Origin of the sequence: Streptomyces sp. NPDC126499 (genome assembly GCF_040302485.1) — a bacterium.
Taxonomy (GTDB): Bacteria; Actinomycetota; Actinomycetes; order Streptomycetales; family Streptomycetaceae; genus Streptomyces.
Map to the genome: position 1 here is coordinate 38,795 of NZ_JBEOUO010000033.1, position 13,984 is coordinate 52,778.

The window sequence follows — 13,984 nt, forward strand, 5'->3', positions numbered from 1 at the left end:
CCGGAAGTTCGCCGCTTCGCTGCACGAAGTGATGACCGCCGCGCATCCTTGGCACGCACAGCGGCAAGCCAGCCTACCACCGACCATTTGACAGAACGTAGGATGTCAAATTCCAATTGGCGGGCTTCCGTGTCTCACTCACCGACGGCCTGCGCTCCCCTGGCCCGCGGACGCGACACAGCACGCCGCTCCTCTACGACCGCTGCGACGCGCAGCGCCGCCTCGGCGGCGCTCTCGTGCTCCCACACGCGCACGGGTATCCACCCCGCCTCGATCAGGCGGGCGTCGGTGTTCGCGTCCCGAGCCTGGTTCTTCTCGATCTTCTCGCGCCAGAACTCCGAGTTCCGCTTCGGCCACGTCGCGTGTTCGGGGCAACCGTGCCAGAAGCAACCGTCGACGAACACGGCCACTTTGGCCGGCCCGAAGACGATGTCGGCCTCACGACGCACTCCCTTCAGCGGGCGTCGGTGCACCCGATAGCGGAGCCCGGCAGCGTGCAGGCAACGACGCAAGGCCATCTCCACATCGGTGTTCCGGCGACGCTGCTTGCTCATCCGGGAGCTCGTCGACTCTGTCGTCTCCAGGACCCTCATGACGCCATTGTGGCGTGGATCCGACGGACGCGAGAGAACACCCTCGGCAGGGCAAGCGTGACCTAGGCTCGCTACGACGACGTTTCGACACCAGGAAGGCCCTCGCCATGCCCCGCACCCTCTCCCCCGCCGTCGCCGCCGCCGGGCTCGTCGGTGGTTATGCCGTTGCCCGGTGGACCAAGAAGCGACCGCTCGGTGGGGTGGTGCTGGCCGTGGCCGGTGGGGTGGCCGCGCGGGAGTGGCAGCAGGTGGGCGGGGGGAAGGTGGCGGCCGGGCTCGGGGCTGCCTATGTGGCCGCGTTCGCCGGGTCGCACCCGCTCGCGAAGAAGATCGGGGCGTGGCCCGCGGTGTTCTCCGTGGCCGGGGCCATGGCCGGAGCCGCGTACGCCGTGGCCCGCAAGACGGGCTGAGGTCCGGCGCCCCCGGCCCCCACGAGGCCGAGGCCCCCGGCCCCGGCCCCGGCCCCCACGAGACCGAGGGCCCGGGCCCCTGGCCAGGCGCGCCCCCGCGCGGCCGCCCCTCACCCCCCCAACGCGTGGCTCACCGTATAGATCAGCAGCCCCGCCAGCGCGCCCACCACCGTGCCGTTGATGCGGATGAACTGGAGGTCGCGGCCGATGTTGGCCTCGATCTTGCGGGAGGTCTGGGTGGCGTCCCAGCCGGCGATCGTGTCGGTGATCAGGGAGGTGATCTCGGCCCGGTAGGTGGTGACCACATAGGCCGCCGCGTCCTCCGCCCAGCCCTCGACCTTGGCCTGGAGGCGCTCGTCCTTGGAGAGGCGGGTGCCCAAAGAGATCAGGGAGGCGCGGGCGCGGCGGCGGAGCTGGCTGCGGTCGTCCTCCGCCGCCGCCAGGATCAGGGCGCGGACCGAGGACCAGGCGGAGGCGATGACGTCCTGGATCTCCGGGCGGGCCAGCAGCTCCGACTTCAGCCGCTCCACCCTCGCCCGGGTGTCGGTGTCGCCCTGGAGGTCGGCGGCGAAGTCGGTCAGGAAGCGGTCGATGGCGCCGCGTGCCGGGTGGCCCGGCATGTCGCGCATCTCCGTCACGAAGCGGAGCAGCTCCTTGTAGACCCGCTCGCCCACGCGCCGGTCGACGAACCGCGGGGTCCAGCCCGGCGCGCCGCCCTCCACCGCCTCCATCACCGAGTCGCCGTGCGTCACCAGCCAGTCGTGGGCCCGCGCGCAGACCAGGTCCACCGCGCGGCGGTGGGCGCCGTCGGACACCATCCGGCTCAGCGTCTTGCCCAGCGGCGGCCCGACGTCCGCCGCCTCCGCCCGCCGGGTGATCGCCTCCCCGACGATCGCCTGCACGTCGGAGTCCCGCAGCACGGTGAGCGCACCGCGCAGGGCGGCGGCCAGCTCGGAGGTGACCCGGTCGGCGTGCGCCGGGTCCGCGAGCCACACCCCCAGGCGGCGGGCGATGGCGAAGCCGCGCAGCCGGCCCCGTACGACGTCGGCGGACAGGAAGTTCTCCCCCACGAAGGTGCCCAGCGAGGCGCCCAGCTGGTCCTTCTTCGTCGGGATGATCGCGGTGTGCGGGATCGGCAGCCCGAGGGGGCGGCGGAAGAGCGCCGTCACCGCGAACCAGTCCGCGAGCGCGCCGACCATGCCCGCCTCCGCCGCCGCGGCCACATAGCCCGCCCAGGCGCCCGCGTCCGCCGACTCCGCCCACGTGGCCAGCGCGTAGACCACCGCCACGAAGCCGAGCAGCGACGCGGCGAACGCCTTCATGCGGCGTACGCCCCTGCTCTTCTCCTCGTCCGCCGCCGTGTACGTGAAGCTCACCATGCCACCATCACCTCACCTCCCTACCTGACTGACTCCCCGGCCGCATCCCGAGTTCCCCCGTACATCTTCGCGATCACCGCCTCGATGTCGGGCTCCCGCACGGACAGGTCCACCAGCGGGTACGCCGCCGCGACCGCCGCCACCACCGGTGCCGCCGACGCCGAGGACGGCAGGGCGAGGAACTGGCGCGGCCCCTCGGCCCGTACGAAGCGGGCGCCCGGCACCTCGATCGGGGCCGTCTCGCGCGCCAGGTCGACCACGAGGAGCCGTTCGCTCTCGCCCGCCGCGTGCAGGCCGGCGAGCTCCCCGTCGTACATCAGCCGGCCGTGGTCGATGACCATCACCCGCGAGCAGAGCTGTTCGATGTCGGTGAGGTCATGGGTGGTCAGCAGCACCGTCGTACCGCGTGAGGCGTTCAGTTCGCGCAGGAACTCCCGGACCTTCGCCTTGGACACGACGTCCAGGCCGATGGTCGGCTCGTCGAGGTAGAGCACGTCCGGGTCGTGCAGCAGGGCCGCGGCGATGTCGCCGCGCATCCGCTGGCCCAGCGAGAGCTGCCGTACGGGCACGTCGAGCAGCTCGCCGAGGTCGAGGAGGTCGACGCAGCGGGCGAGGTTCTCCCGGAAGCGGTCGTCGGGGATGCGGTACATACGGTGCGTCAGCCGGTACGAGTCGCGCAGCGGCAGGTCCCACCACAGGGTGGTGCGCTGGCCGAAGACCACGCCGATGCGCCCGGCCAGGCGGGTCCGTTCGCGCGAGGGGTCGATGCCGGCGACGCGCAGTCGGCCGCCGCTCGGGGTGAGGATGCCGGTCAGCATCTTGATGGTGGTGGACTTCCCGGCCCCGTTGGGGCCGATGTAGCCGACCATCTCGCCCTTCTCGACCGTGAAGGAGATGCCGTCGACCGCTCTGACCTCCCGCTTCTCGCGACGCAGCAGACCGGCCCGCTTCCTGACCGTGAAGACCTTCTCCACGCCGTCCAGTTCGATGAACGGCGTGGGCGTGGACATGGGCATCTCGTGTCTCAGCTTCCTGTCGATCGGTAGGCCCGCAGGCCGGCCCGCCAGGCCCACCCGGCGACCGCGCAGCACACCGCCGCCACCAGCGGCGAGGCGAACGCCGTCCACCCCGGCACCCCGGCCGGGGCGGGCCGGCCCAGCACGTACAGGGCGGGCAGCCAGTTGACGAAGGCGAGCGGCACGACGTAGACGACACCGCGCACCAGGTCCTGGGCGAAGATCGTCGGCGGGTACTGGAGCATCGTGTTGCCCCCGTACGTGAACGAGCTGGTGACCTCCGCCGCGTCCTGCATCCAGAACAGCGCCGACGCCCCGATCACCATCACCGCCGCGAAGATCAGCGCACCGCTCAGCAGCATCACGGGCACCAGCAGCACCTTCAGCGGCGTCCAGGAGAGGTCGAGCAGGACCAGCCCCCACACCAGCACCAGCAGGCCCTGCGCGAGCCGGCCGAGCCGCCGCAGCGCGAACCGGTCCGCCGCGACCTGCGCGAGGACCGGCGCGGGCCGCAGCAGGAAGGTGTCGAACGAGCCGTCGCGCACCCGCTTGCCCATCCTCGGCAGCGACCCCATCACCAGGTCGGCGAGCCCGAAGGACGTCCCCGCCGTCCCGTACAGGAAGGCGACCTCCGCGAAGGAGAAGCCGCCGAGGCCCCGGACCTGACCGAACATCAGGAGGATGACGACGAAGTCGAAGAAGGTGACGGTGAAGGAGGAGAGGAGGGTGAGCGCGAAGGAGGAGCGGTACGTCATGGTGGAGCGGATCCACAGGGCCGCCACCATCCGGTACGTACGCCACGACTCGCCGGCCGCACGGCAGGCGCCCCCACGCCACTGGCCGTCCGCCGCCGGCCCGTCCGCACCCCTCCCGTCCGCACCCCTCCCGTCCGCACCCCTCCCGTCCGCACCCCTCCCGTCCGCACCCCTCCCGTACGCACGCCTCCCGTACGCGCGCCTCCCGTACGCGCGCTGATGCCCCGGTCCGTCAGCCACCCTGCACCACCACCTTCCGCGTCGCCGCCGCCTGGGCCGCCCGGCCCGCCGCGAGCAGCACGGCCGCCCAGCAGGCCTGGAAGCCGTACGCCCCGAGCAGCCCCCATCCCTCGTACCGCTCCAGATAGACGTCCGCCGGCACCTGGAGCAGCGACGCCCAGGGCAGCAGCCGCGCCACCTCGCCCAGGGATCCCGGGAAGACGTTGAGCGGCAGCAGCATCCCGGAGAAGAACAGCCCGCCCAGCCAGGCGATCTGGACCACGCCCTGGCCGTCGAGGAGCCAGAAGGCGCTCAGGGCGACCAGGTACCAGACGGCGAAGCTGACGACCGAGCCGAGCGTCACGGCGAGGAGGAAGGCGAGCCAGGTCCAGGGGCGGGACGGGAGGGTCAGGTCGAAGACGAGGGCGCCGAAGAGCATGGGGACGACCCCGCGGCCGAGCAGCTGGTAGGCCGAGCGGCCCAGGTTGGCGGCGAACCACCAGGCCTGGAGGTCGGCGGGCCGGTAGAGGTCGACCGCGATGTCGCCCGTCCGGATCCGTTCGATGAGCTCTTCCTCGAAGCCGCCGCCCATCAGCCCGCAGACGGTGATGAGGGCCTGACCGATCCACACATAGGCGAGGGCGTCGCCCATGGCGTATCCGCCGAGACCGGGGCGGGCGTCCCACAGGGCCATATAGGTGTACGACAGGATGAAGCCGAAGACCGTGTTGGTGAACACGCCTGCCGCGGTGGCCACCCGGTAGGTGGCATGGCGCCGGAAGCCACCGGCGGCCACCGTCGCGTAGAGCCGCAGCACACCCACACCCACCCCCGTACCCCTCTCTCCTCGAAACCGCGGAACCGACCGGAACCGGCCAGCACCGACCGACACCGACCAGCACCGACCAGCACCGACCAGCACCGACCGGAACCAAAGCGCACGACCTTAGTGGGATTTCCCGGGCCGCCGCGACCGGTTTTCCCGCCCCATCGACCCCCATGAGGGCAGGATGTGGTGCTATGTCCCCTTCATCCGGTACGCGTGAGGTTCGGCCCACCGAACCCTCCTGGGAACCACGGGACCCGACCGTCCCCGCCCCGCCCTCCCGGCCGCGCCGGCCCCGCCGCCTCCTGCGGCGCCTGTTCGGCCTCGTCGTCCTCGCCGTCCTGCTCCTGCTCGGCGGCCTCGTCGCCGGCTACCTCCTCGTGGACATCCCGCCCGCCAACGCCACCGCGGTCGCCCAGTCCAACCTCTTCCTCTACCGCGACGGCACCCCCATCGCCCGCGACGGCGAGATCGACCGCGAGAACGTCAGCCTGCGACGCGTCCCGGCCACCGTCCGGAACGCCGTCCTCGCCGCCGAGGAACGCGACTTCCGCACCTCCCCCGCCGTCGACCCCCGCGCCATGATCCGCGCCACCTGGAACACCCTCACCGGCAAGGGCCGCCAGTCCGGCTCCACCATCACCCAGCAGTACGTCAAGAACTACTACCTCGGCCAGGAACAGACCCTCACCCGCAAGGCCAAGGAGTTCTTCATCGCGCTCAGACTCGGCCGCGAGAAGAGCAAGGACGAGATCCTCGAGGGCTACCTGAACACCAGCTACTTCGGCCGCAACGCCTACGGCATCCAGGCCGCCGCCCGCGCCTACTACGGCAAGGACGCCCACGACCTCGACACCGCCGAGGGCGCCTACCTCGCCTCGCTGCTCAACGCCCCCAGCGCGTACGACGTCGCCGCCCACCCCGAGAACCGCGCACGGGCCCTCGCCCGCTGGCACTACGTCCTCGACGGCATGGTCAAGGAGGGCTGGCTCTCCCCCGCCGCCCGCGCGGCCGCCGTCTTCCCCGCCCCCCAGCCCGCGCGCCCCTCCGCCGGGCTCTCCGGGCAGCGCGGCTACCTCGTCCAGGCCGTCGAGCAGTACCTGACCGAGCACGCCGTCGTCGACGAGAAGACCCTGGCCGCCGGCGGCTTCCGGATCACCACCACCCTGGAACCCGCCCAGCAGGACGCCTTCGTGGAAGCCGTCGAGGAGCACGTCACCTCCAGGCTCGACCCGGACCGCAACCCCGTCGACCGTCACGTACGGGTCGGGGGCGCGGCCATCGAGCCGGCCAGCGGCAAGGTCGTCGCGCTCTACGGAGGCGTCGACTACACCCGGCAGTTCGTCAACAACGCCACCCGCCGCGACTACCAGGTCGGCTCCACCTTCAAGCCCTTCGTCCTCGCCACCGCGTTCGAGCACGGCGCCCTGACGCAGGAGGGCGAGCCGATCACCCCGGACACCCTCTACGACGGCGACAACCGGCGCCCGGTGCGGGGCTGGAACGGCGGCTCCTACGACCCCGCCAACGAGGACGACGCCAGCTACGGCGAGATCACCGTCCGGACCGCGACCGACGAATCGGTGAACACCGTGTACGCGCAGATGGCCGTGGACGCCGGACCGGCCCGGGTCCGCGACACGGCGGTGGCACTCGGCCTGCCGGCGAAGACCCCCGACCTCACCACCGGCCCGTCCATCGCGCTCGGCCCGGCCACGGCGAGCGTCCTGGACCTCGCGCAGGCGTACGCCACCCTCGCGAACCACGGCCGGCGCGCCGCGTACACCCTGGTCGAGAAGGTCACCAGGGACGGCGAGGAGGTCGCGCTGCCGGCCGACGAGGGCCGGCAGGTCATCGGGCGCGAGGCCGCCGACACCACGACCGCGGTGCTGCGCAGCGTCGTCGAGGGCGGCACGGGGACGGCCGCGCTGGCGGCCGGGCGGCCCGCGGCGGGCAAGACGGGCACGGCGGAGGACGACAAGGCGGCCTGGTTCGCCGGCTACACCCCGGAGCTCGCGACCGTGGTGGCGATGATGGGCCAGGACCCCGAGTCGGGCCGGCAGCAGCCGCTGTACGGGGCGCTCGGACAGCCCCGGATCAACGGGAGCGGGGCACCCGCGGAGATCTGGGCCCGCTTCACCCGCGAGGCGCTGGCCGGCGTGCCGCCGAAGGACTTCGACCTGCGGCTGATGGAGGGCGTCGCGCCGGAGCCTCCGCTCGGGGAGGGGCGCGAGGGGTACGAGGGGTACGAAGGACACGAGGGGTACGAGGGGCCGGGCGCGGCCGGCCGGCCGCACGCCCCCAAGCCGTGGGCGCCGTGGACACCGAGGTCGGCGGTACGGGGCGAGCCCGGCGAGCCGGGAGCGGCCCCCGGTGGGCCCGGCGGTCCGGGAGGACCGGGCGAGGCGGCGCCGCGCGGACAGCCCGGGCGGCCCGAGGACCGGCGGGCACCGGCGGCCGGGCCCCAGGCGCAGGTGCCCCAGGACGCCCCGTTGCCCGAGGCCCAGGGCCAGGCGGCCGGAGCGGGACCGGAGCCGGGACCCGGACCGGGCCGGGAGGAGGCGCCGCCGCTGCCGGCTCCGGCCCCCGCCGACGGTCCGGTCGGGGACGCGGGCGGAGCACCCGTCGGCGCCCCGGTCAGTGCCCCGAGGTCGCCTTGAGGCCGACCACGGCCACCAGCAGCAGACACACGAAGAAGATCCGCGCGGCGGTCGCCGGCTCACCGAGCACCACCATGCCGAGCACCGCCGCACCGGCCGCACCGATGCCGACCCACACGCCGTAGGCCGTACCGATCGGAAGGGTCTTGGCGGCCTGCGAGAGCAGCATCATCGAGGCGACGATCCCGGCGGCCGTGAAGACACTGGGCCAGAGCCGGGTGAACCCTTCGGTGTACTTCATGCCGATCGACCAGCCGACCTCGAGCAGACCGGCGACGATGAGAAGAACCCAGGCCATGACGACGAACACCTCCGCGAGACGGATCTACAGGGGTGCGTCGTCTTGTCGTGTAACCCGGTACGGCGCGTCTCGTCGGGTGATTCCAGGCTAGCAAAATCCCCCGGGACAGCGGCGAAGGGCCCGGTGACGGTCGTCACCAGGCCCTTCGCGCGACGTAACCGCCACAGGTCGTTACAGATACAGCCCGGTGGAGTCCGACGCGCCCTGGAAGCGGTCCGCGGCCACCGCGTGCAGATCGCGCTCGCGCATCAGGACGTACGCCACGCCCCGCACCTCCACCTCGGCGCGGTCCTCGGGGTCGAACAGGACCCGGTCGCCGATCTCGACGGTACGGACGTTCTGCCCGACCGCGACGACCTCGGCCCAGGCAAGACGGCGACCGACCGCCGCGGTCGCCGGGATCAGGATGCCGCCGCCCGAGCGACGCTCCCCCTCGGGGGTGTCGGTCCGGACCAGGACGCGGTCGTGGAGCATCCGGATGGGCAGCTTGTCGTGGGTGTTCTCGCTCACGGCTCGAACCTACCTGCCCGGGCGTGTCGCCCGTACCCGGGACCGGTACACGGACCGGAACACCGGACCGGAAGCGTCACCGCTTGCCCTTGCGGGCGGAGGCGGCGATCAGCCCGATCACGGCCACGGCGACGAGCGCCACCGGCACCACGCGCTCCAGGCGCGGGGCGCCGTCGGCGTCGGTGAAGCGGGCCTTCACGTCCGAGACGACGCGGTTGACGGCGACGAACGCCCGCCCGGCGGTGTGGTCGACCTGGGCGGCGACCTTCGCCTTCGCATCGCCGACGATCGTCTTCGGGTGCAGCCGAATCCCGATCTCGTCGAGAGTGACGGCGAGCTGCTCGCGCCGGCGGACGATGTCCGCCTCGATCTGCGCAGGGGTCCTGGCGTCCGACACCGCGCTGCCTCCGTAGTCGTGTTCCGGTCGTTGTGGACAGTCTGTCAGCTCGGAGCCGCCGGGGTTGTCACAGACCCCCATTAGGCTGGGTTCGCGTACGCGTACGACCTGTCGAGGAGAGCCAGAGAGCCATGAGCGAGCGACTGCAGCCCGGCGACACCGCCCCCGCCTTCACCCTTCCCGACGCGGACGGCAACGAGGTCTCCCTGGCCGACCACAAGGGCCGCAAGGTCATCGTCTACTTCTACCCCGCCGCCCTCACCCCGGGCTGCACCAAGCAGGCCTGCGACTTCACCGACAACCTGGAGCTGCTCGCGGACGCGGGCTACGACGTCATCGGCGTGTCGCCGGACAAGCCGGAGAAGCTCGCGAAGTTCCGCGACAAGGAGGACCTGAAGGTCACCCTGGTCGGCGACCCGGACAAGAAGGTCCTGGAGGCGTACGGCGCCTTCGGCGAGAAGAAGCTCTACGGCAAGACGGTGACGGGCGTGATCCGCTCGACGGTCGTGGTGGACGAGGAGGGCAAGGTCGAGCGCGCGCTGTACAACGTGAAGGCGACCGGCCACGTCGCCAAGATCATCAAGGACCTCAAGATCGAGGCCTGACCCCTCCCCCGCCGCCCGCCCCGGTGCCACCCCACACGCCCCCCGGCGTGACGCGGGTCGCACTCGGGGCCGGATTCCGTTTGGGAACGGCGTGACCGTACAGGAGTCCTTCCCGGAACATCCCCGGAGAAAGGACGTACGGCCATGCCGGCCCCCGACCACGACACCCCGGCCGATCCGGACGCCCTGCGGCGACATCCCCGGCTGTTCCGGGCGGTCACCCGCCGGCAGCGGCCCCGGCTGCGCCGCACCGACATCACCGTGACCGACGAGGCGGCGGTCAAGCGGGCCGTACGCGCGGCCTCCCTCGGCAACGCCATGGAGTGGTTCGACTTCGGCGTCTACGCCTACCTCGCCGTCACCCTCGGCCACGTCTTCTTCCCCGCCGGCAACGAGACCGTCCAGCTGCTCTCCTCCTTCGCCACCTTCGCGGTCGCCTTCCTGATCCGCCCGCTCGGCGGCATGGTCTTCGGCCCGATGGGCGACCGGCTCGGCCGGAAGAAGATCCTCGCCCTGACCATGATCCTCATGGCGGTGGGCACCTTCGCGATCGGCCTGATCCCCTCGTACGCCTCCATCGGCTACTGGGCGCCCGTCCTTCTGGTCTTCTTCCGGATGGTGCAGGGCTTCTCGACGGGCGGCGAATACGGGGGCGCCTCCACCTTCATCGCCGAGTACGCCCCGGACCGCCGCCGCGGCTACTTCGGCAGCTTCCTGGAGTTCGGCACCCTCGCCGGCTACGTCGGCGCGGCGGGCCTCGTCACCGCCCTGACCGCGTGGCTCGGCCAGGACACCATGGAGGCCTGGGGCTGGCGCGTACCGTTCCTGGTGGCCGGACCGCTCGGCCTCGTGGGCCTCTACCTGCGGATGCGACTCGACGAAACGCCCGCCTTCCGCAAGCTGGAAGCGGAGTCGGCGCACGCCTCCGAGGCCGCGGACACCGTGGAGACGACCACCAAGGGCGACCTCGGCCGGATCTTCCGGGAACAGTGGCGGGCCCTCGTCCTGTGCGTGGCGCTGGTCGGCGCGTACAACATCACCGACTACATGCTGCTCTCCTACATGCCGACCTACCTCTCCGACGAGCTCGGCTACAGCGAGACCCACGGCCTGCTGGTGCTCCTGGTCGTGATGGTCCTGATGATGCTGCTGATCACCCAGGTCGGACGGCTCAACGACCGCTTCGGCCGCAAGCCGGTCCTCATGACGGGCATGCTCGGCTTCCTCTTCCTGTCCCTGCCCGCCTTCCTGCTCATCGGCCAGGGCGGGGTGGTGGCGATCACCGCCGGCATGCTGATGCTCGGCCTCTCCCTGCTGTGCATGCTCGGCACCATGTCGGCCGCCCTCCCGGCCCTCTTCCCGACCTCCCTGCGCTACGGCTCCCTGTCCGTCGGCTACAACGTCTCCACCTCCCTCTTCGGCGGCACCACCCCCCTCGTCATCACCGCCCTCATCGGCGCCACCGGCAGCAGCCTGATGCCCGCCTACTACGCCATGGGCGCGGCCCTGGTCGGCGTCATCGCGGTCGCCTGCATGAAGGAAACGGCCCAGCGCCCCCTGGAGGGCTCGCCCCCGGCGGTCGAGACGCACGAGGAGGCGGCCGAACTGGTGATGGCGGGCGCGCCGGAACCGAAGTTCTGAGACCGCCGCTTGCGGGCGAGGGCACGCGATAGGGGTACGCGATATGACGTGACCGTCCGACAGTCGGCTCGTTAGTCCGTGCGAGGCCACGAACGGGTGGCCGAGCACGGAGGGGGCTCGATGGGGACGAGCGCGTACACGAAGGAACGGCTGGAAGCGGCGGCGCGAGGCGCGGACGCTGACGGAGGCGTTGGAGCGGCTGGGGGTGGATCCCCGGAGCGGGACGCGGCGGTACGTGGCGGACCGGATGCGGAAGCTGGGGGTGGACACGTCGCACTTCGAGCGGGAGGGGGTGCGGTGGACACGGGACGTACTGGCGGAGGCGGTGGCGGCGTCGACGAACATGTGCGAGGTGCTGCGACGGCTGGGGGTGGAGGTCGTGGGCGGGCAGCACACGCACATCAGCCGGCGGGTGAAGGCGTTCGGCATCGACACGTCACATTTTCGGGCGCCGGATCGGCGGGGGGAGAGTCGGCGACGCCGTACGCCAGAATCTCTGCTCGTCGAGCAGGATGGCCCGCACCCGCGTCGCATCTCGAGCGAACGGATCGCGTGGGCGATGACGGAGTGCGGGGTACCACAGCGATGCGCGCTGTGTGGGATAGAGCCAGTGTGGCAAGGAGAGCTCCTGCCGTTGGAGGTCGACCACGTGGACGGCAACTGGCGCAACAACCGCCTCGGGAACCTGCGTTTCCTCTGCCCCAACTGCCACTCGACTACGGACACATATCGCGGACGAGGCAAAGGGCGCGCCCGATGAGGAACGAGGTGCGGTACACGCGTGCGCGGCTGGCCGAAGCAGCCGCGCGGTGCGCGGACATCGACGAGGTCATGGCCTTCTTTGGCACGCAGCCTTGTGACAAGCTGCGCCGCTACCTGTTGAAGCGCTTCGCCCACTACGACATCGACATCTCCCACTTTCCGCACCGGCGGCGTGGCGAACAACCGCCACGCCCGACACCGGAAGACCTGCGGACCGCTGTCGAGCAGTCGATCTCCATCGCCGGCGCTCTGCGCACCCTGGGAAGGGCGGACAGCGGTCATGTGCGCGCGTTGTTTCGGAAGTGGGCCGCAGATGACGGCCTCGACATCGCCCACTTCGCCGGGCAGGCGCACCAGCGAGGGAAGCCGGGCAGGGCCAAGGGCGCGGCAGAGATTCTGGTTATGCACAGCGGTGTGCGCAGGACTCAGACGCATCTGCTCCGCCGCGCATTGCACGAGGTGGGCGTGGCCGAGGAGTGCGCCGAATGCGGTGTCGGACCCGAGTGGCTCGGGAAGCCCATGACGCTGGAGGTCGATCACATCAACGGAGACTGGCGGGACGACCGACGCGAGAATCTGCGGCTGATGTGTCCCAACTGTCACGCGATCACCAGCACCTGGTGCCGGGGCGGGCGCCGAAACACCCCTCAAACAAGCACCGGGTGACCGCTACGATGGCCGTGCATGCGGCCGTGTCGTAATTGGCAGCCGAGCTGCGTTTAGATCGCAGTGGGCGAAAGCCCGTGTGGGTTCGAGTCCCACCGGCCGCACTCGGAGGGGGCCGCCCGTATGGGCGGCCCCCTCACCACCTCAGCCCAGCAGTTCCTTCACCACCGGCACCAGCGCCCGGAACGCCTTCCCCCGGTGGCTGATCGCGTTCTTCTGGTCCGGCGTCAGTTCCGCGCAGGTCACGTCGTAGCCGTCCGGCTGGAGGATCGGGTCGTAGCCGAAGCCGTTCGTGCCGACGGGCTCGTGGCGGAGGACGCCCGGCATGCGGCCTTCCACCACGCGCTCCGTGCCGTCGGGGAGGGCGAGGGCGGCCGCGCAGGTGAAGTGGGCGGCGCGGTGGGGGGTGGCGATGTCGGCGAGCTGGGCGAGGAGGAGGTCGAGGTTGGCCTTGTCGTCGCCGTGGCGGCCGGCCCAGCGGGCGGAGAAGATGCCGGGGGCGCCGCCCAGGACGTCGACGCAGAGGCCGGAGTCGTCGGCGACGGCGGGCAGGCCGGTGGCCTGGGCGAGGGCGTGGGCCTTGAGGAGGGCGTTCTCGGCGAAGGTGACGCCGGTTTCCTTGACGTCGGGGATGTCGGGGTACGCGTCCGCGCCGACGAGCTCGTGGTCGAGGTCTGCGTCGGCGAGGATCGCGCGGAGTTCGGTGATCTTGCCCGCGTTGCGGGTGGCGAGGATCAGACGGGTCATGCCCTGATTATCCGGTCCTCGCCGGGTGGCCGGCGGGGTGGCCGGCCGCGGGTCCAGCCGGGGGTCTAGCCGGGGGTGCAGACCTTGCCGATCTCGGCGGCGGCGTCGGTGACGGGCTTGATGTCGGGGGTGGTGTCGCCGTTCTTGACGGACTCGCGGACGGTGTCGACGCCCTTGTTGAGGTCGTCGACGGCCTTGGAGAGGTCGGCGTTGTCGGTGGTGCCCTTGAGGTTGCCCAGCTCGGTGTCGATGCTGTTGAGGGCTTCCTCGATCTTGGTGGGGTCGTTGGAGGCGTCGGAGACGGCCTGCTGGAGCTTGTCGACCGAGGTGGCGATGGCCTCGGCGGTCTTGACGCAGTCCATGGCCTTGTCGAGCGCCCCGCAGCCCACCAGGCCGGTGACTGCGACGGCGGCCGTGGCGACGGCGAGTGCTATGGAGCGGCGGCGCTTCACGAGTCGGGTCCTCCCCCTACGTACGTACAGGTGTGCACTGCTGGA

The 13,984-nt window shown here is 71.5% G+C and carries 15 protein-coding genes, 1 tRNA gene, 1 pseudogene and 1 riboswitch; of the genes and pseudogenes, 7 read left to right on the forward strand and 10 right to left on the reverse strand.

Features of this window, described 5'->3' with window-relative positions; genetic code table 11:
* Positions 1–134 precede the first annotated feature (134 nt).
* Complete coding sequence (locus ABTZ91_RS31990) at positions 135–593, reverse strand: very short patch repair endonuclease (RefSeq protein ID WP_352080727.1); 459 nt, start codon at positions 591–593, stop codon at positions 135–137.
* A 107-nt stretch (positions 594–700) separates the two neighbouring features.
* Here ABTZ91_RS31990 and ABTZ91_RS31995 point away from each other — a divergent pair, with 107 nt between their 5' ends.
* The gene (locus ABTZ91_RS31995; protein ID WP_352080728.1) at positions 701–1,003 is read left to right on the forward strand and encodes a hypothetical protein; all 303 of its coding nucleotides are present in this window, start codon (positions 701–703) and stop codon (positions 1,001–1,003) included.
* 110 nt (positions 1,004–1,113) lie between these two features.
* On the opposite strand, the gene ABTZ91_RS32000 is transcribed toward ABTZ91_RS31995, so the two are convergent.
* The 4 genes from ABTZ91_RS32000 to ABTZ91_RS32015 form a co-directional block, all read right to left on the reverse strand.
* On the reverse strand, positions 1,114–2,382 hold the full coding sequence (locus tag ABTZ91_RS32000) for a DUF445 domain-containing protein (protein ID WP_352080729.1): 1,269 nt from the start codon (positions 2,380–2,382) through the stop codon (positions 1,114–1,116).
* A 20-nt stretch (positions 2,383–2,402) separates the two neighbouring features.
* Entirely contained in the window at positions 2,403–3,392 is a 990-nt protein-coding gene (locus tag ABTZ91_RS32005; protein WP_352080730.1) for an ATP-binding cassette domain-containing protein, read from the reverse strand.
* Between the two features lie 14 nt (positions 3,393–3,406).
* Positions 3,407–4,183 (reverse strand): ABC transporter permease, encoded by a 777-nt coding sequence (locus ABTZ91_RS32010; protein ID WP_352080731.1) that lies wholly within the window; start codon positions 4,181–4,183, stop codon positions 3,407–3,409.
* A 202-nt stretch (positions 4,184–4,385) separates the two neighbouring features.
* Positions 4,386–5,186 (reverse strand): ABC-2 family transporter protein, encoded by an 801-nt coding sequence (locus ABTZ91_RS32015; RefSeq protein ID WP_352080766.1) that lies wholly within the window; start codon positions 5,184–5,186, stop codon positions 4,386–4,388.
* A 206-nt stretch (positions 5,187–5,392) separates the two neighbouring features.
* Here ABTZ91_RS32015 and ABTZ91_RS32020 point away from each other — a divergent pair, with 206 nt between their 5' ends.
* Positions 5,393–7,858, forward strand: coding sequence for a transglycosylase domain-containing protein (locus tag ABTZ91_RS32020; protein ID WP_352080732.1), 2,466 nt, complete (start codon positions 5,393–5,395; stop codon positions 7,856–7,858).
* Here the strand turns inward: ABTZ91_RS32020 and ABTZ91_RS32025 are convergent.
* The 3 genes from ABTZ91_RS32025 to ABTZ91_RS32035 form a co-directional block, all read right to left on the reverse strand.
* The gene (locus ABTZ91_RS32025) at positions 7,836–8,156 is read right to left on the reverse strand and encodes a multidrug efflux SMR transporter (RefSeq protein ID WP_352080733.1); all 321 of its coding nucleotides are present in this window, start codon (positions 8,154–8,156) and stop codon (positions 7,836–7,838) included. The two genes, ABTZ91_RS32020 and ABTZ91_RS32025, sit on opposite strands and share 23 nt — an antisense overlap.
* 34 nt (positions 8,157–8,190) lie before the next feature.
* A riboswitch (guanidine-III (ykkC-III) riboswitch) is annotated at positions 8,191–8,261 on the reverse strand.
* Between the two features lie 69 nt (positions 8,262–8,330).
* Complete coding sequence (locus ABTZ91_RS32030) at positions 8,331–8,669, reverse strand: co-chaperone GroES (RefSeq protein WP_352080734.1); 339 nt, start codon at positions 8,667–8,669, stop codon at positions 8,331–8,333.
* 76 nt (positions 8,670–8,745) lie between these two features.
* Entirely contained in the window at positions 8,746–9,066 is a 321-nt protein-coding gene (locus ABTZ91_RS32035; protein ID WP_352080735.1) for a DUF3618 domain-containing protein, read from the reverse strand.
* 131 nt (positions 9,067–9,197) lie between these two features.
* On the opposite strand from ABTZ91_RS32035, the gene bcp reads away from it, so the two are divergent.
* From bcp to ABTZ91_RS32060, 5 genes and pseudogenes are all read left to right on the forward strand, one after another.
* Positions 9,198–9,671 (forward strand): thioredoxin-dependent thiol peroxidase, encoded by a 474-nt coding sequence (gene bcp / locus ABTZ91_RS32040; RefSeq protein WP_352080736.1) that lies wholly within the window; start codon positions 9,198–9,200, stop codon positions 9,669–9,671.
* Positions 9,672–9,815: 144 nt separating this feature from the next.
* Positions 9,816–11,312: a glycine betaine/L-proline transporter ProP gene (gene proP / locus ABTZ91_RS32045; RefSeq protein ID WP_352080737.1), complete on the forward strand. Its 1,497-nt coding sequence runs from the start codon at positions 9,816–9,818 to the stop codon at positions 11,310–11,312.
* A gap of 120 nt (positions 11,313–11,432) precedes the next feature.
* Positions 11,433–12,072, forward strand: a pseudogene (locus tag ABTZ91_RS32050) (HNH endonuclease).
* The gene (locus ABTZ91_RS32055) at positions 12,069–12,740 is read left to right on the forward strand and encodes an HNH endonuclease (protein ID WP_352080738.1); all 672 of its coding nucleotides are present in this window, start codon (positions 12,069–12,071) and stop codon (positions 12,738–12,740) included. The pseudogene ABTZ91_RS32050 and the gene ABTZ91_RS32055 overlap by 4 nt, the downstream one beginning before the upstream one ends.
* A gap of 20 nt (positions 12,741–12,760) precedes the next feature.
* A tRNA-Leu gene (locus ABTZ91_RS32060) sits at positions 12,761–12,844 on the forward strand.
* A gap of 40 nt (positions 12,845–12,884) precedes the next feature.
* Here ABTZ91_RS32060 and rdgB read toward each other — a convergent pair.
* Together rdgB and ABTZ91_RS32070 are read right to left on the reverse strand one after the other, a co-directional pair.
* A complete protein-coding gene (gene rdgB / locus ABTZ91_RS32065; RefSeq protein ID WP_352080739.1) occupies positions 12,885–13,487 on the reverse strand; it encodes an RdgB/HAM1 family non-canonical purine NTP pyrophosphatase in 603 nt (200 codons plus the stop codon).
* Positions 13,488–13,552: 65 nt separating this feature from the next.
* The gene (locus tag ABTZ91_RS32070) at positions 13,553–13,939 is read right to left on the reverse strand and encodes a hypothetical protein (RefSeq protein ID WP_352080740.1); all 387 of its coding nucleotides are present in this window, start codon (positions 13,937–13,939) and stop codon (positions 13,553–13,555) included.
* Positions 13,940–13,984: the final 45 nt, after the last annotated feature.

Bases quoted from the DNA above. Each gene is read 5' to 3' on its own strand.
- ABTZ91_RS31990 (WP_352080727.1), bottom strand. From the start codon at position 593: ATGAGGGTCCTGGAGACGACAGAGTCGACGAGCTCCCGGATGAGCAAG.
- ABTZ91_RS31995 (WP_352080728.1), top strand. From the start codon at position 701: ATGCCCCGCACCCTCTCCCCCGCCGTCGCCGCCGCCGGGCTCGTCGGT.
- ABTZ91_RS32000 (WP_352080729.1), bottom strand. From the start codon at position 2,382: ATGGTGAGCTTCACGTACACGGCGGCGGACGAGGAGAAGAGCAGGGGC.
- ABTZ91_RS32005 (WP_352080730.1), bottom strand. From the start codon at position 3,392: ATGTCCACGCCCACGCCGTTCATCGAACTGGACGGCGTGGAGAAGGTC.
- ABTZ91_RS32010 (WP_352080731.1), bottom strand. From the start codon at position 4,183: ATGGTGGCGGCCCTGTGGATCCGCTCCACCATGACGTACCGCTCCTCC.
- ABTZ91_RS32020 (WP_352080732.1), top strand. From the start codon at position 5,393: ATGTCCCCTTCATCCGGTACGCGTGAGGTTCGGCCCACCGAACCCTCC.
- ABTZ91_RS32025 (WP_352080733.1), bottom strand. From the start codon at position 8,156: ATGGCCTGGGTTCTTCTCATCGTCGCCGGTCTGCTCGAGGTCGGCTGG.
- bcp (WP_352080736.1), top strand. From the start codon at position 9,198: ATGAGCGAGCGACTGCAGCCCGGCGACACCGCCCCCGCCTTCACCCTT.
- proP (WP_352080737.1), top strand. From the start codon at position 9,816: ATGCCGGCCCCCGACCACGACACCCCGGCCGATCCGGACGCCCTGCGG.
- ABTZ91_RS32055 (WP_352080738.1), top strand. From the start codon at position 12,069: ATGAGGAACGAGGTGCGGTACACGCGTGCGCGGCTGGCCGAAGCAGCC.
- rdgB (WP_352080739.1), bottom strand. From the start codon at position 13,487: ATGACCCGTCTGATCCTCGCCACCCGCAACGCGGGCAAGATCACCGAA.